We start from the raw sequence: 15223 nt of genomic DNA, 5'->3' as shown, positions 1-15223 counted from the left end.
CTGCAAATATAAACAAAATGCCCGGAAAGCGGCAATCTCTCTCCGGGCATTCACTATTATTTTGTTATTATCTTACTCTGGACGGCTATAGTTCGGTGCCTCACTGGTTATAGATACATCATGCGGATGGCTTTCGAGTACACCTGCATTAGTAATGCGGGTAAACTTAGCATCGTGCAGTTTCTCTATATTGGCTGCACCGCAATAGCCCATACCGGCACGCAGACCGCCAACCAACTGATAAATAACTTCATACAAAGTACCTTTATAAGGAACGCGGGCAGCAATGCCCTCTGGAACCAATTTCTTCACGTCACTGGTACCGCTTTGGAAGTAGCGGTCCTTGGAACCATTTTCCATAGCTTCCAGCGACCCCATACCCCGATAGGACTTGAACTTACGACCGTTGAAAATAATCGTATCGCCCGGAGACTCTTCCGTTCCGGCAACCAGCGAACCGATCATCACGCTGTAACCACCGGCAGCCAACGCCTTCACTACGTCACCCGAGTAACGCAAACCGCCATCGGCAATCAAAGGAATACCCGTGCCCTTCAGTGCCTTTGCCACATCATAAACCGCAGACAACTGAGGAACACCCACACCGGCAACTACACGGGTAGTGCAGATGGAACCCGGACCGATGCCCACCTTTACTCCATCAGCACCAGCCTCGACCAATGCCTTCGCAGCTTCACCGGTAGCAATATTACCAACAACAATATCAATATGAGGGAAGTTAGCCTTGGCTTCTTTCAATTTTTCAATAACCCCCTTGGAATGTCCGTGAGCCGTATCAATGACAATGGCATCCGCCCCTGCATCCACCAAAGCCCGCATGCGCTCCAAAGTGTCATTCGTCACTCCCACTCCGGCAGCAACGCGCAGACGACCTTTGCTATCCTTGCACGCCATAGGTTTATCCTTTGCCTTGGTAATATCCTTATAGGTAATCAGACCTACCAATTTGTTGTCTTTATCTACTACCGGCAACTTCTCGATTCTATGTTCTTGCAGAATTTGAGAAACAGCCTCCATATCCGTCGTAGGATTGGTAGTAATGATGTTCTCCTTAGTCATTACCTCATCGATACGCTTATTCATATCTTTCTCAAAACGAAGGTCACGATTGGTAACAATGCCTACCAAATATCTTTCATCATCTACCACCGGAATACCACCAATCTTGTATTCAGCCATCAAAGCCAGCGCATCAGCTACCGTAGAACCTCTCTTGATAGTCACCGGGTCATAAATCATACCGTTTTCGGCACGCTTCACAATAGCTACCTGACGTGCCTGCTCCTCAATGGACATATTCTTATGAATAACTCCGATACCACCTTCGCGGGCAATGGCAATAGCCATCTTCGCTTCGGTAACCGTATCCATGGCAGCAGTTACAAACGGGATTTTTAACTCAATGTTTCGTGAAAACTTAGTCGAGAGTTCGACTGTTTTGGGCAAGACTTCAGAATAAGCGGGGATTAACAGTACGTCGTCATAAGTTAATCCATCCATTACAATCTTATCAGCAATAAATGACATAGGGCTATGCGTTTAAAATTTATTGCGTGCAAATATACGGTTTTTATTCCATTCCGTATACTTGCACGCAACATTTTTTTTCTTTTTTATCAACTAAAACCAATCAGTTTGCCATCTCTGAAATAAACTTGATGCGTACCAAACGTACCTCTTCTTCCGTAAAGTCATCACCCAACTCATCCAGAGCATCGTCAATCTTATCAGTGGTAGATTCCTTGAAATAATCATAGATATCCAGCAAGTGGTCTTCATCCATAATATCCTCCAAGAAATAGTCGATATTCAATTTCGTTCCGGAGTAGACGATAGCTTCTATCTCATCCAGCAGCTCTTCAAACTCAATGCCCTTTGACATGGCAATGTCATCCAATGCCACCTTACGGTCAATGGCCTGAATGATGGCCACCTTCATTTTTGACTTATTGGCCACAGTACGCACACGCAAGTCCTCGGGACGTTCAATCTCATTCTCCTCACAGTGCCGCTTAATGAGTTTACAGAATTCCTCGCCGTAGCGTTTTGCCTTTCCGGCTCCTACACCCGGTATGTTCTGCAACTCGTCCAAAGTCACCGGATATATGGTCGCCATCGCTTCCAAAGACGGGTCTTGGAAAATGACATAAGGAGGCACTTCCAACTTCTTGGACAACTTCTTTCGTAAGTCCTTCAACATGGAGTACAATGCCGGGTCTACCGCACACGCACCGCCTCCACGTGCAGGTGCTTCCTCTTCCACATCCTCAAAGTCATTGTCTTCCACTATTTTGAATGATTTGGGATGTTTAAGGAACTTCTTACCGTCATCTGTCACTTTCAGCAAGCCATAGTTTTCGACATCCTTACTCAGGTAACCGGCAATAAGTGCCTGACGGATCACAGCATTCCACGTTTTGTCTTCTTCGCCCATACCAGAGCCGAACACTTCGAGATCTTCATGCAGATGCGCCTGCACTTCTGAAGTTTCCTTACCTTGTATTATGTCTATAATATAGTCCGCTTTAAAATTTTCTTTCACCGCGAGAATAGCTTCAATCACGGTACACAATAATTCTTGAGCTTCCACTTGTTTTTTCGGATTTAAACAATTGTCACAATTACCACAATTTTCTTCTATATATTCTTCGCCGAAGTAATGAAGCAATGCTTTTCGGCGGCATACGGAAGATTCGGCATACGCAGCAGTCTCCAGCAGAAGCTGCTTGCCAATTTCCTGCTCTGCTACAGGTTTGCCTTGCATAAACTTCTCGAGCTTCTGCAAGTCTTTATTGGTATAGAAAGTAATACACTGCCCTTCTCCTCCATCTCTTCCGGCACGTCCGGTCTCCTGGTAATATCCTTCCAGACTTTTGGGAATATCATAATGGATAACATAACGCACATCCGGTTTGTCAATACCCATACCAAAAGCAATGGTAGCTACAATCACATCAATTTTTTCCATCAGGAAATCATCCTGGTTCTGTGTTCGTGTAGCCGAATCCATTCCGGCATGATAGGCACGGGCATTGATTCCGTTTGCCTGCAGGATTTCAGCAAGTTCCTCCACTTTCTTCCGGCTCAGGCAATAGATAATGCCTGACTTTTCGGGATTGTTCTTAATGAACTTGATGATGTCCCGGTCTACATTTGCAGTCTTGGGGCGTACCTCATAATAGAGATTCGGGCGGTTGAACGATGACTTGAACACCTGCGCATCCACCATACCCAGATTCTTCTGGATGTCATGCTGCACTTTCGGTGTAGCCGTCGCAGTCAACGCTATCAGAGGGGCTTTTCCTATTTCATTGATAATGGGACGGATGCGGCGATACTCAGGACGGAAGTCATGACCCCATTCAGAAATACAATGGGCTTCGTCCACGGCATAGAACGAAATCTTCACCGTTTTCAGAAACTCCACATTCTCTTCCTTCGTCAGTGATTCCGGAGCTACATACAACAGCTTTGTCTTACCACTGAGTATGTCGGACCGGACCTGGTCTATCGCGCTCTTGTTTAGGGAAGAATTGATGAAGTGGGCTATCCCATCCTCTTCGCTGAAGTTACGCATCGCATCGACCTGATTCTTCATCAAGGCAATCAGAGGAGAAATCACGATACCCGTGCCCTCCATCAACAAGGACGGCAGTTGGTAGCACAAAGATTTTCCACCACCGGTAGGCATCAACACGAATGTATCATTACCCGCCAACAGATTCTCTATGATTGCTTCCTGATTTCCTTTAAATGTATCGAACCCGAAGTATTTCTTCAGCTGGTCTATCAAATTAATCTTCTTCCCTGCCATGATTCATTAGGTTGTTGTTTATTGAGTTAACTTTTAATAGTGGTACTCCGCCTTGTTTTCACAAAGAACCCTAACAAAGTTATAAACAACTTCTTAAATTTCAAGCATAATCCATCGAATATTTTTCAATAAAAAGTAAAATAGTCGGTTTTACCCCGTATTACCATCTGATTCTTAAGCACTTTGCAGTCGTGCTATATTTGCCTTTTCAAGCTGGCGCTTGGCGTAGTCCAACGTCACAACAAAATTGTCCTTCTGTTCTGACGGAATTTCGAACATGGCATCCATCATAATTGTCTCCACAATGGAACGCAAGCCGCGGGCTCCCAACTTATATTCTACCGCTTTATCCACGATATATTCAAATACAGCATCTTCAAACGTCAGCTTCACATTGTCCATCTCAAACAGTTTGATGTATTGCTTGATGATGGAATTCTTCGGTTCCGTAAGAATGGAGCGCAATGCCGCACGGTCCAACGGATTCAGATAAGTCAGCACCGGAAGGCGGCCGATAATCTCGGGAATCAGTCCGAACGACTTCAAATCCTGCGGAGCAATGTACTGCATCATGTTGCTCTTATCAATGGTTGCCGTATTGCGTACAGCGCTATACCCGACAACGTGCGTATTCAGCCGCTGGGCAATTTTCTTTTCAATGCCATCGAAAGCCCCACCGCAAATGAACAGAATATTCTTGGTATTGACCGGAATCATTTTCTGGTCGGGATGCTTGCGCCCACCCTGGGGAGGCACATTCACCACAGAACCTTCCAGCAGTTTCAGCAATCCCTGCTGCACGCCTTCACCACTCACATCACGGGTTATGGAAGGATTATCACCCTTGCGCGCTATTTTGTCTATCTCATCAATAAACACGATACCTTGCTCTGCCTCGGGCACGTTATAATCCGCCACCTGGAGCAGACGTGTCAAAATGCTTTCAATGTCCTCACCCACATAACCTGCCTCTGTCAGAACTGTTGCATCTACAATAGTAAAAGGAACATGCAGCAACTTTGCGATAGTACGCGCCAATAACGTCTTTCCCGTACCGGTACTGCCTACCATGATGATGTTCGATTTTTCAATCTCCACATCATCACCGCCGTCCTTCTGGAGCAGACGTTTGTAATGGTTGTACACCGACACAGACAAGAAACGCTTGGCATCGTCCTGACCAATGACATATTGATCGAGGAACTTCTTTATTTCTACGGGTTTAGGAAGTTCTTTCAGATTCAGCTTCGTGGCACTTGCCTTCTTGCCAGCCCCCAAAGCCTCCTGAGTAATCTCATAAGCCTGGGTGGCGCAACTGTCGCAGATATAGCCATTCATCCCCGTTATGAGAAATCCGACTTCATCTTCGGTGCGACCGCAAAAACTGCATCTATTTTTATTCTTTCTTGAATCTGCCATATTTATTTTTTAATCAAAACCTCATCTACCATACCATATTCTTTGGCTTCCTGGGCTGTCATCCAGTAGTCACGGTCAGAATCTGCCCATACCTTGTCAAAGGGAGTGTGGGAGTGGTCGGCGATAATGGTATAAAGTTCTTTCTTCAACTTCTGGATTTCACGTGCCGTGATTTCAATATCCGAGGCCTGCCCCTGGGCACCTCCCATCGGCTGGTGTATCATCACGCGGGAGTGGGTCAATGCGGAGCGTTTGCCTTCGGCACCGGCAACCAGCAATACGGCTGCCATGCTTGCCGCCATTCCAGTACAGATGGTAGCCACATCACTACTGATGAACTGCATGGTATCATAAATACCCAGACCGGCATATACCGAACCGCCCGGCGAATTGATATAGATGGAAATATCCTTGCCCGGATCCACCGAATCCAGATAAAGCAACTGAGCCTGCAAAGTATTGGCTGTATAGTCATCAACCTGCGTACCGAGGAAAATGATGCGGTCCATCATCAGACGGGAAAACACGTCCAACTGCGTTACATTGAGCTGGCGTTCCTCGAGGATATAGGGATTCAAATAGCCGGCTTGTGATTTAATCACATCGTCCAGCACCAAACTGTTCATACCAAGATGCTTGGTAGCGTATTTTCTAAAATCATCCATTTCTTTCTATTTTTTAATTTATAAGGATACAAAGAAACAAAAAAGAACACAGAGACACAAAAAAACACAGAGTTATAGTTTGTCAAACTCTGTGTTTCTTTATAAATTTTAGCCGTAGGCTCACATTACTCTTATGCAAACATCTTATTGAACTCTTCAGCAGAAACGTTCTTATGCTCCAGTTCCACCTGAGACTTCAATGCTGTAGCCAATTTAGATTCAACCACACGATTAACCAAGCCTTCTATGCTCTCTTTCTTCTTAAGCATTTCCTTTGAGTAGTTTTCCAGGATTTCTTCAGGCACACTCATCATACCATATTGTGCAAACTGTGCGCGGGTAGCTTCCTTAGCCATGTTTGTGATGTCTTCCTGCTCAACCTTGATATCATTGGCTTTCACCAGCTGTTCTTTAATCAGGTGCCAAGTCAGCTCTTCGATGCTCTTGTCATAGTTGTCCTCTACAAAGCTTTCTTCCTTGTCAGGATTGTTCAGACGCATAATGCGCTTCAGTAATGCATCCGGGAATTCCAGCTTGCCTACTTTCTCTGTCAGCATCTTACGTGCGTCAATCAAGAACTTATAGTCACTGTCTGCCACGAACTGGTTGGCAATAACTTCCTTCACTTTGGCACGGAATTCCTCTTCCGTTTTCACATTACCTTCGCCAAATACCTGGTCGAAAATTTCCTGAGTCAAGTCACCCGGAACGAAACGTGTGATTTCTTCTACCTGGAAGCTGAAATTGGATTTTACTTCGGGAGCAGCTTCCTTGTCAATCTTCAATAAAGAAGACAATTCGGCAGCATTTCCGTCCCAAGCAGTATTCGGATTGAATACAAGCACATCGTTCACTTTTGCACCGGCAAAGATAGCTTTCTGTTCATCATTTTTCATGTACGAAGGCATCATTACAGCACCTTCCACCTGAATACCACCCTCTTTGGTATTACCTTCTTCATCCAGTTCAGCAAGCAAACCTTTCAGCATGTCATTGTCCTCGTAAACGTCTACCTTGTCATACTTGCCGTTACGTTGAGTGTAAGCCTTGACCTGGTTATCCACCATTTCGTCTGTAACTTCAATAGTATAGTAATCTACCTTATCTTTTGCACTGACTTCAGCTTTAAATTCCGGAGCCAAAGCAATATCAAACAAGAATTCGAACTCTTCCATAGTATCGAAATCAATTTCCTGCTGCTTGTCTTCGTTGGGCAAAGGCTCGCCCAATATATTTACCTTATTGTCCTGGATATACTTATATACTGTTTCTGAAAGCAGCTTGTTCACCTCTTCAGCCAATGCAGACTTACCATACATTTTCTTAACTAAGCTCATAGGAACCATTCCCTTACGGAAACCGGGAATCTGTGCCTTCTGACGGAAGCTCTTCAATGATTTGTCTACTTTTTCCTGATAATCTGCTTTCTCAAGCTTTACAGTAAGCAGTGCGCTTACTTTGTCAATGTTTTGTAATGAAACGTTCATTCTGACAATTATTTATTTGATTTATACTTTGTTCCATATCTCAAATGGGCGTGCAAAATTAGCGTTATTCTTTCAATTATCAAAAGAACATTGCCGATTTATTTCAGTTTAATTCTTGGATAGAGCGGTAGAAGAGCCCAACCATCGGACTGACAACGGAGGACGTTTATGGGAAAGATACTCAGGGAAAAGACGATGATAAACCGAACCGTCCAGTTTCTATGAAGAGAAATGGGAGTTGCCCGAAGGCACGACAATCTACAAAAATAATTAAGGAAAAACATTGTTTATCCGAATTTTATGCGTTTCTTTGTCGCGGAATGATGGCGCATTAGTTTTTCGATTTCCATTACATGGTTTTTACTTCCGTTTTCAAGAACGCTTTTGTAAACTCTCTGTCGTTGTAATCCATTTATTATTCAGCCTTCCTTCCAAGAGAGTTTTATTCATTATATTTATTTTATCAATTTCATTATGAACATTTATGTTGGAAACCTTAACTACCGCGTTAAGGAGAGTGACCTGCAGAAGGCAATGGAAGATTACGGCACAGTATCTTCTGTAAAATTTATCAATGACCGCACCACCGGACGTTTCAGAGGCATCGCTTTTGTAGAAATGGAAGATGACGCTGCTGCAGCTAAAGCTATTGCCGAACTAGACGGTGCTGAATTCTTCGGCCGCCAAATGGTAGTGAAAGAAGCAAGACCTCCAAAATATTAATCATAGAGATTTAAGGAGAAATAAAAAAGGCCACTGAATGAGTGGTCTTTTTTATTTCTATCAATCGACAGTATCCGGGATTACTTCATAAAATCCTTGCGACGAAGTACGAAGCTATTACTCAGGTACTTTTCACGTACAATCTTATTCTCGGCCAACTCTTCCGGCGTACCCTGGAACAGAATTTTTCCTTCAAATAGCAGATAAGCACGATCGGTAATGCTCAGCGTCTCCTGCACATTGTGGTCAGTAATCAAAATGCCGATATTCCTATCTTTCAACTTCCACACAATCTGCTGAATATCCTCCACTGCAATCGGGTCTACACCAGCAAAAGGCTCGTCCAACATAATAAATTTGGGGTCAATGGCCAGACAACGGGCAATTTCTGTACGGCGCCGCTCGCCACCTGATAACTGGTTACCCTTGTTCTTCCTTACCTTCTGCAAGCGGAACTCTGCAATCAGGCTCTCCAGCTTGTCTTTCTGATACTCCAAAGGCTTGTCAGTCATTTCCAGTACAGATGCAATATTGTCTTCCACACTCATTTGACGGAACACGGAAGCCTCCTGCGCCAAATAACCGATACCCGTCTGCGCACGCTTGTATACCGGATATTTCGTTATATCCAAATCATTCAAGAAGATACGTCCCTCATTGGGAGTAATCAGCCCTACGGTCATATAAAACGAAGTTGTCTTACCAGCACCATTCGGTCCCAGCAAACCGACAATTTCTCCTTGCTTCACATCAATGGACACATGGCTCACCACCGTACGCTTTCCGTACTTTTTCACCAAATCCTCCGTACGCAGCACCATGCTACCTTCCTCCCGTGGCTCTGCCCCGGCAGTCAAGCTTGGTCCAGCCTGCAGATTTTCCTTAACTTCCTCTACATTGTCCTTTATGCCTTTTTCTTCTTCCATACTCTAAAGGTTTTCGCCGCAAATGTAGCAAAAATAAGCCGAAATAGTGTACATTTGCATTCAAATACTTATATGTTATGTTTAAAGCACTTAAGACAGTGGGACGATATATCATACTGATGGGACGCGTATTTGCCCGTCCCGAACGTATGCGTATGTTTTTCCGCCAATATGTCAACGAGTTGGAACAGCTCGGCGTGAACTCTATCGGCATCGTATTGCTGATATCGTTCTTCATCGGAGCTGTAATCACCATACAGATAAAGTTGAACATCGAGAGTCCTTTCATGCCTCGATGGACAGTGGGATATGTAACCCGAGAAATCATGCTGCTGGAATTCTCCTCCTCCATCATGTGTCTGATTCTGGCAGGAAAGGTCGGGTCAAACATCGCCTCGGAGCTGGGCACCATGCGAGTCACCCAGCAGATAGACGCCCTTGAAATTATGGGTGTCAATTCTGCCAACTATCTCATCCTACCGAAAATTGCCGCTATGGTGACAACCATTCCACTGATGGTGACGTTCAGTATATTCGCCGGTATCATAGGTGCCTTCTGTACTTGCTGGTTCGGCGGTATCATGTCGGCAGTAGATTTGGAATACGGCTTGCAGTACATGTTTGTCGAATGGTTTATTTGGTGCGGCATCATCAAGTCGCTGTTCTTTGCCTTTATCATTGCCAGCGTATCGGCATTCTTCGGTTACACCGTCGAAGGCGGTTCCATCGAAGTGGGCAAGGCGTCCACCGACTCCGTAGTATGCAGCAGCGTACTTATCTTATTCGCCGACCTAATATTAACTCAACTTTTAATGGGATGATTGAACTGAAAGGACTTTGCAAATCATTTGAAGAAAAAGAGGTACTGAAAGATATCAATGCCACTTTCGAGAATGGAAAGACCAACCTGATCATAGGGCAGAGCGGTTCGGGAAAAACCGTACTCATGAAATGTATCGTGGGTCTGCTGACACCGGACAAAGGAGAATTGTTGTATGACCACCGCAACTTCCTCGCCATGGGAAAGAAGGAAAAGAAAGCGCTCCGCCGGGAAATGGGAATGATTTTCCAAAGTGCCGCGCTGTTCGATTCCATGACGGTACTGGACAACGTGATGTTTCCACTGAACATGTTCAGCAACGATACCCTGCGCGACCGGACTCGTCGTGCCATGTTCTGCCTGGAGCGTGTAAACCTGATTGAAGCCAAAGACAAATTTCCCGGAGAAATCAGCGGCGGTATGCAGAAACGCGTAGCCATTGCCCGTGCCATTGCCCTAAACCCGCAATACTTGTTCTGTGACGAGCCGAATTCAGGACTTGACCCCAAGACCTCGCTTGTCATCGACGAACTGATACAAGATATAACCCGAGAATACAATATGACTACTCTCATCAACACTCATGACATGAACTCTGTAATGGGTATCGGAGAAAAAATCATCTATATTTACGAAGGACACAAAGAATGGGAAGGCAATAAAGACGATATCTTCACTTCCACCAACGAGCGGTTGAACAGTTTCATATTTGCATCTGACCTATTCCGGAAAGTCAAAGAAGTGGAGATACAGAACCTTGAAGGATAAAACCACACCTCATTTTCTAACCTATTACATAAGAAAGCGTCCGGAAGCTATGTTCCGGACGCTTTCTCTTCATAAAACCAGTTAATAGAATCGACTATATCATCACGATATATTTTACTTCTGCCGGATATAGATATTTATCGGAGTTCCGGTCAACTTCCATTTCTCACGCATCTTATTTTCCAGGAATCGTCTGTAAGGCTCTTTCACATATTGTGGAAGATTTGCAAAATAAACAAATGACGGCACCTGGGTATTGGGCAACTGCGTAATATACTTTATCTTGATATACTTACCCTTAATTGAAGGGGGTGGATACGCCTCGATAAGCGGCAGCATTTCCTCGTTCAAACGAGCTGTCGGAATACGCGTCATACGATTTTCGTACACATCACGCGCCTCTTCCAATACCTTCAGAATACGCTGTTTGGTCAGTGCCGAAGCAAAGATGATAGGAAAATCCACAAACGGAGCGAAACGGTTGCGGATAGCATCTTCGAAAGTCTTCATCACCTTCACAGTCTTGTCCTTCACCAAGTCCCACTTGTTCACCACAACCACCAGCCCCTTGGCATTCTTCTGTATCAAGGAGAAGATATTCAAATCCTGGCTTTCGATGCCACGCGTAGCGTCTACCATCAAAATACATACATCTGCATTCTCAATGGAACGAATGGAACGGATTACGGAGTAGTACTCCAAATCCTCATTCACCTTGTTCTTCTTACGGATACCCGCCGTATCTACCAGGTAGAAATCAAAACCGAATTTATTGTAGCGGGTATAGATAGAATCGCGCGTGGTACCGGCAATCTCCGTCACGATGTTGCGGTCTTCTCCAATAAAGGCATTGACTATGGAAGACTTTCCGGCATTAGGGCGTCCCACTACTGCAAAGCGGGGAATATCCTCGTCCAGAATTTCATCAGATTCCTTCTTGAACTTGCTGACGATAAGGTCCATCATATCGCCCGTACCGCTACCCGTTACAGCAGAAATACAATAAGGGTCACCCAAACCCAAGCTATAGAACTCAGGGGCATTGTATTGCAGTTCATGATTATCAGTCTTATTGGCAACCAGCAACACAGGCTTCTTGGCACGACGCAAGATGGCAGCTACCTGCTCGTCGAGGTCCGTAACCCCGTTCATCACATCCACCACGAACAGTATCACGTCGGCTTCGTCCACCGCCATCAATACCTGCTTACGAATCTCTTCTTCGAAAATATCATCAGAGTTCACTACCCAACCGCCGGTATCTACCACGGAGAACTCACGTCCCAACCATTCGGTCTTTCCATATTGGCGGTCACGGGTGGTTCCCGCTTCCTCATTCACAATTGCCTGACGTGTCTTGGTCAGACGGTTAAATAATGTAGACTTTCCCACATTGGGACGTCCTACGATTGCAACTAAATTTCCCATAGTTCACACTCTTTGTTTTTTGCGACTGTCACAGTCGTATGAATAACTCTTAATCCAGCTGATAACCAAAATTACGCAGTTCCTTGTCCGAACTCCGCCAATCCTTATCAACTTTCACAAACGTCTCCAGGAATATCGTTTTCCCGAAAAACCTCTCCAAATCACGGCGCGCTTCAGTAGCCACTTTCTTCAAAGCCTTCCCCTGCTTGCCTATGATAATACCTTTTTGCGAATCACGCTCCACATAGATTACGGCACTGATATGAATCTTCTTTGCCTCCTCCTTAAACTGTTCTACCATCACCTCCACCGAATAAGGGATTTCCTTATCGTAGTACAACAGAATTTTCTCACGGATTATTTCGGTCACGAAGAAACGCGCCGGCTTGTCCGTCCACTGGTCCTTGTCGAAATAGGGAGGAGAGTCGGGCAACAGCTCCTTCACCCGCTTCATGACATAATCCACATTAAATTTCGAAGTAGCAGAGATAGGAATAATTTCCGCCTTCGGCAGCAATTCCTTCCATGCTTCCACCAGTTCCACCAGCTTTTCCTGGTTGCTTAAATCAATCTTATTGATAAGCAGCAATACCGGAACGTCCAAGTGTCCCACTTTCTCCACAAAGTCATTATGCTTGTCGGGAGTCTCAACCACATCTGTCACATACAGCAACACATCCGCATCCGTCAATGCCGAAGTGGAGAAATTCAGCATGGACTCCTGTAACTTATAGTTTGGCTTCAATACACCCGGAGTGTCCGAAAACACAATTTGCATGTCATCCGTATTATAGATGCCCATAATCCGATGACGGGTGGTCTGCGCCTTGAAAGTGGCGATAGAAATGCGCTCACCTACCAAAACGTTCATCAATGTGGATTTGCCCACATTCGGATTTCCCACGATATTTACAAAACCTGCTTTGTGCATGACTTCAGTATTTGAATTGAGACAAAAAAACGCATCGAATCGAAATAGGATGCGTTTTTATCATATTATATTTAGCAATAGTATGTTACTGCTTCTTTCCGTCGTATCCCCACTTCACATACACGGCTCCCCAGGTAAATCCTGCGCCGAATGCAGTGAAAATAAGGTTGTCGCCTTTCTTCAGCTTATCTTCAAAGTCCCAGATGCAAAGAGGCAACGTAGCAGCACTGGTATTGCCGTAACGTTCGATATTAATCAGTACTTTCTCACGAGGAACTTCCAGACGATGTGCCACAGCATCAATGATACGAAGATTGGCCTGGTGCGGAATCACCCAGTCAATGCTATCCTTTGTCAGACCGTTTTTCTCGGCAATGGCCGCGCTAACATCCGACATATTGGATACGGCATACTTAAACACAGTACGTCCTTCCTGATAAATGTAATGCATGTGGTTGTCTACAGTAAAATAAGAGGGAGGACAAACCGACCCACCCGCTTTCATATGCAGGAAAGGCAAACCTTTGCCGTCGGTTCTCAGAATAGCATCCATAATACCTACATCTTCTGTTGTCGGCTCGAGCATGAAAGCTGCAGCGCCGTCTCCAAAGATAGGACAAGTAGCACGATCTGTATAATCAACCATTGACGACATCTTGTCGGCTCCCACAATGATAACCTTCTTATATCTTCCAGAACGGATGAAATTGGCCGCCGTCTCCATCAGATAGAGAAATCCGCTGCAGGCTGCCTGCAAGTCAAAAGCATATGCATTTTTCAGCCTTAGCTTATCACATAAAATAGAAGCTGTAGAAGGGAAATGATAATCCGGAGTGGAAGTAGCTACAATCACCAGATCTATATCATCCGGATCCGCGCCAGTACGTTGCATCAGCTGTTTGGCAGCTTTACGCGCCATATAGGAACTACCTAACCCTTCTTCATTCAGGATACGTCTTTCCTTTACTCCGATACGAGTCATAATCCATTCGTCATTGGTATCCACCATTCTTGAGATTTCGTCGTTTGTCAAGACGTAATCAGGTACATAACCGCCGACTCCTGTAATTACTGCATTTATTTTTTCCATTAAAATCTTGTTTACTTATAGAACTACTGAAACAACGGTAGTCTAAAAAGGTTTGCTTATTAAATTACAAATCTTTTTAGACGCCCGATATTCAAGTATAAGTTTTAGTCAAACTGACCGTAATTATACGGCAGCTTCCTTTTCAACTGCAAGCTTACCTCTATAGTAACCACATGCACCACATACAGTGTGATATACATGCCACTCACCACAATTCGGGCAAATAGCCAGTGTAGGAGCTACTGCTTTATCATGAGTTCTTCTCTTCGCAGTTCTTGTTTTTGACTGTCTTCTCTTAGGATGTGCCATTTTCTTTAATCTTTAATTGTTATCTAATATTTTCTTTAATTCGTCCCAACGCGGGTCTACCTGCGTTTCTTCTTCATTCATCAGCTCCACCTCTTCTTCCGGAGCAAATGTGTCCTCAGCCATATCATCATCCGGAGTAGTGCGCATATGCTTACTCAATTTGCTGGTCATTGCCTTGTTACACTTACCCGGAGCATGCACATGCTTCATGGGGATGGCCAAAGCTACAAACTCGTACATAAACCATGCTACATTAATCTCACCTTCCTCTTCGGGAATTACAATGAGATTGTCACCTTCTTCGGCATATTCATGACCGAACTTAACCAGCAGCTTATCTGTCGAGCTGACAAGCTGTTCCATATCGTCCAAACAACGGTCACATGGCACCCACACCATTCCGTCTGTCTGGAAGTTCAATTCGAAAGCACGAGATGTTTTCTTTACAACTAACACCACATTGACTTTACCCTTCTGCACTTCCGGTCCATCAATATTGGCAAAGAAAAGGTTGTCTAGCACAAACTCATATTTGCATGAATCTGCTTGCATACCTTTCAGGTCTATTTTGTATTTATCAAACTTTCCCAAAGCTTCTTTTGTTTATTCGGGCGACAAAGATACGAATAATTATCCTCATTATGTAGTATTTAGAGTAAAATATTCATTTTTTTATGTTCATTTCACCCTGATATCACTACAAATCAGCAGAAAACTCATGGCCTAAAACACAAGAACAATCCATGCCGGCATCCAAGTATATGTAAAGATATAAAACGAACAAAGCCTCCGTATCCTTATCAGACACGGAGGCTTCTTCTG

At 44.4% G+C, this 15223-nt stretch carries 14 protein-coding genes; 3 read left to right on the top strand and 11 right to left on the bottom strand.

What is annotated here, in order from left to right; all coding sequences use genetic code 11:
* Positions 1-72 precede the first annotated feature (72 nt).
* The 5 genes from guaB to tig all read right to left on the bottom strand — a co-directional run bounded on the left by guaB (position 73) and on the right by tig (position 7406).
* Positions 73-1548: an IMP dehydrogenase gene (gene guaB / locus DW039_RS10255; RefSeq protein ID WP_005829561.1), complete on the bottom strand. Its 1476-nt coding sequence runs from the start codon at positions 1546-1548 to the stop codon at positions 73-75.
* A gap of 103 nt (positions 1549-1651) precedes the next feature.
* Complete coding sequence (gene recQ, locus DW039_RS10250; RefSeq protein ID WP_005829559.1) at positions 1652-3835, bottom strand: DNA helicase RecQ; 2184 nt, start codon at positions 3833-3835, stop codon at positions 1652-1654.
* 174 nt (positions 3836-4009) lie between these two features.
* Complete coding sequence (clpX, locus tag DW039_RS10245) at positions 4010-5254, bottom strand: ATP-dependent Clp protease ATP-binding subunit ClpX (RefSeq protein ID WP_005829557.1); 1245 nt, start codon at positions 5252-5254, stop codon at positions 4010-4012.
* Positions 5255-5256: 2 nt separating this feature from the next.
* Entirely contained in the window at positions 5257-5919 is a 663-nt protein-coding gene (clpP, locus tag DW039_RS10240; protein ID WP_005829555.1) for an ATP-dependent Clp endopeptidase proteolytic subunit ClpP, read from the bottom strand.
* 131 nt (positions 5920-6050) lie between these two features.
* Entirely contained in the window at positions 6051-7406 is a 1356-nt protein-coding gene (gene tig / locus DW039_RS10235) for a trigger factor (RefSeq protein ID WP_005829551.1), read from the bottom strand.
* Positions 7407-7880: 474 nt separating this feature from the next.
* Here tig and DW039_RS10230 point away from each other — a divergent pair, with 474 nt between their 5' ends.
* On the top strand, positions 7881-8129 hold the full coding sequence (locus DW039_RS10230; protein ID WP_005829545.1) for an RNA-binding protein: 249 nt from the start codon (positions 7881-7883) through the stop codon (positions 8127-8129).
* A gap of 80 nt (positions 8130-8209) precedes the next feature.
* On the opposite strand, the gene lptB is transcribed toward DW039_RS10230, so the two are convergent.
* Positions 8210-8950: an LPS export ABC transporter ATP-binding protein gene (gene lptB, locus DW039_RS10225; protein ID WP_034523256.1), complete on the bottom strand. Its 741-nt coding sequence runs from the start codon at positions 8948-8950 to the stop codon at positions 8210-8212.
* 182 nt (positions 8951-9132) lie between these two features.
* Here lptB and DW039_RS10220 point away from each other — a divergent pair, with 182 nt between their 5' ends.
* Together DW039_RS10220 and DW039_RS10215 are read left to right on the top strand one after the other, a co-directional pair.
* Positions 9133-9876 (top strand): ABC transporter permease, encoded by a 744-nt coding sequence (locus DW039_RS10220; RefSeq protein WP_005829541.1) that lies wholly within the window; start codon positions 9133-9135, stop codon positions 9874-9876.
* The gene (locus DW039_RS10215; RefSeq protein ID WP_005829539.1) at positions 9873-10643 is read left to right on the top strand and encodes an ABC transporter ATP-binding protein; all 771 of its coding nucleotides are present in this window, start codon (positions 9873-9875) and stop codon (positions 10641-10643) included. The genes DW039_RS10220 and DW039_RS10215 overlap by 4 nt, the downstream gene beginning before the upstream one ends.
* 114 nt (positions 10644-10757) lie before the next feature.
* Here DW039_RS10215 and der read toward each other — a convergent pair whose 3' ends face one another.
* The 5 genes from der to DW039_RS10190 form a co-directional block, all read right to left on the bottom strand.
* A complete protein-coding gene (gene der, locus DW039_RS10210) occupies positions 10758-12071 on the bottom strand; it encodes a ribosome biogenesis GTPase Der (RefSeq protein WP_005829538.1) in 1314 nt (437 codons plus the stop codon).
* 49 nt (positions 12072-12120) lie between these two features.
* Positions 12121-13002 (bottom strand): GTPase Era, encoded by an 882-nt coding sequence (gene era / locus DW039_RS10205; RefSeq protein WP_005829536.1) that lies wholly within the window; start codon positions 13000-13002, stop codon positions 12121-12123.
* An 85-nt stretch (positions 13003-13087) separates the two neighbouring features.
* A complete protein-coding gene (locus DW039_RS10200) occupies positions 13088-14092 on the bottom strand; it encodes a beta-ketoacyl-ACP synthase III (protein WP_005829534.1) in 1005 nt (334 codons plus the stop codon).
* A 123-nt stretch (positions 14093-14215) separates the two neighbouring features.
* On the bottom strand, positions 14216-14401 hold the full coding sequence (gene rpmF, locus DW039_RS10195) for a 50S ribosomal protein L32 (protein WP_004288267.1): 186 nt from the start codon (positions 14399-14401) through the stop codon (positions 14216-14218).
* 12 nt (positions 14402-14413) lie between these two features.
* Positions 14414-14992 carry a DUF177 domain-containing protein gene (locus DW039_RS10190; protein ID WP_005829530.1) on the bottom strand — a complete coding sequence of 193 codons (579 nt, stop codon included), beginning with the start codon at positions 14990-14992 and terminating at the stop codon, positions 14414-14416.
* Positions 14993-15223 lie beyond the last annotated feature (231 nt).

It is taken from the genome of Bacteroides sp. AF39-16AC (assembly GCF_003602735.1).
Taxonomy (GTDB): Bacteria; Bacteroidota; Bacteroidia; order Bacteroidales; family Bacteroidaceae; genus Bacteroides; species Bacteroides uniformis.
This window is presented reverse-complemented; position numbering and strand designations above follow the sequence as displayed.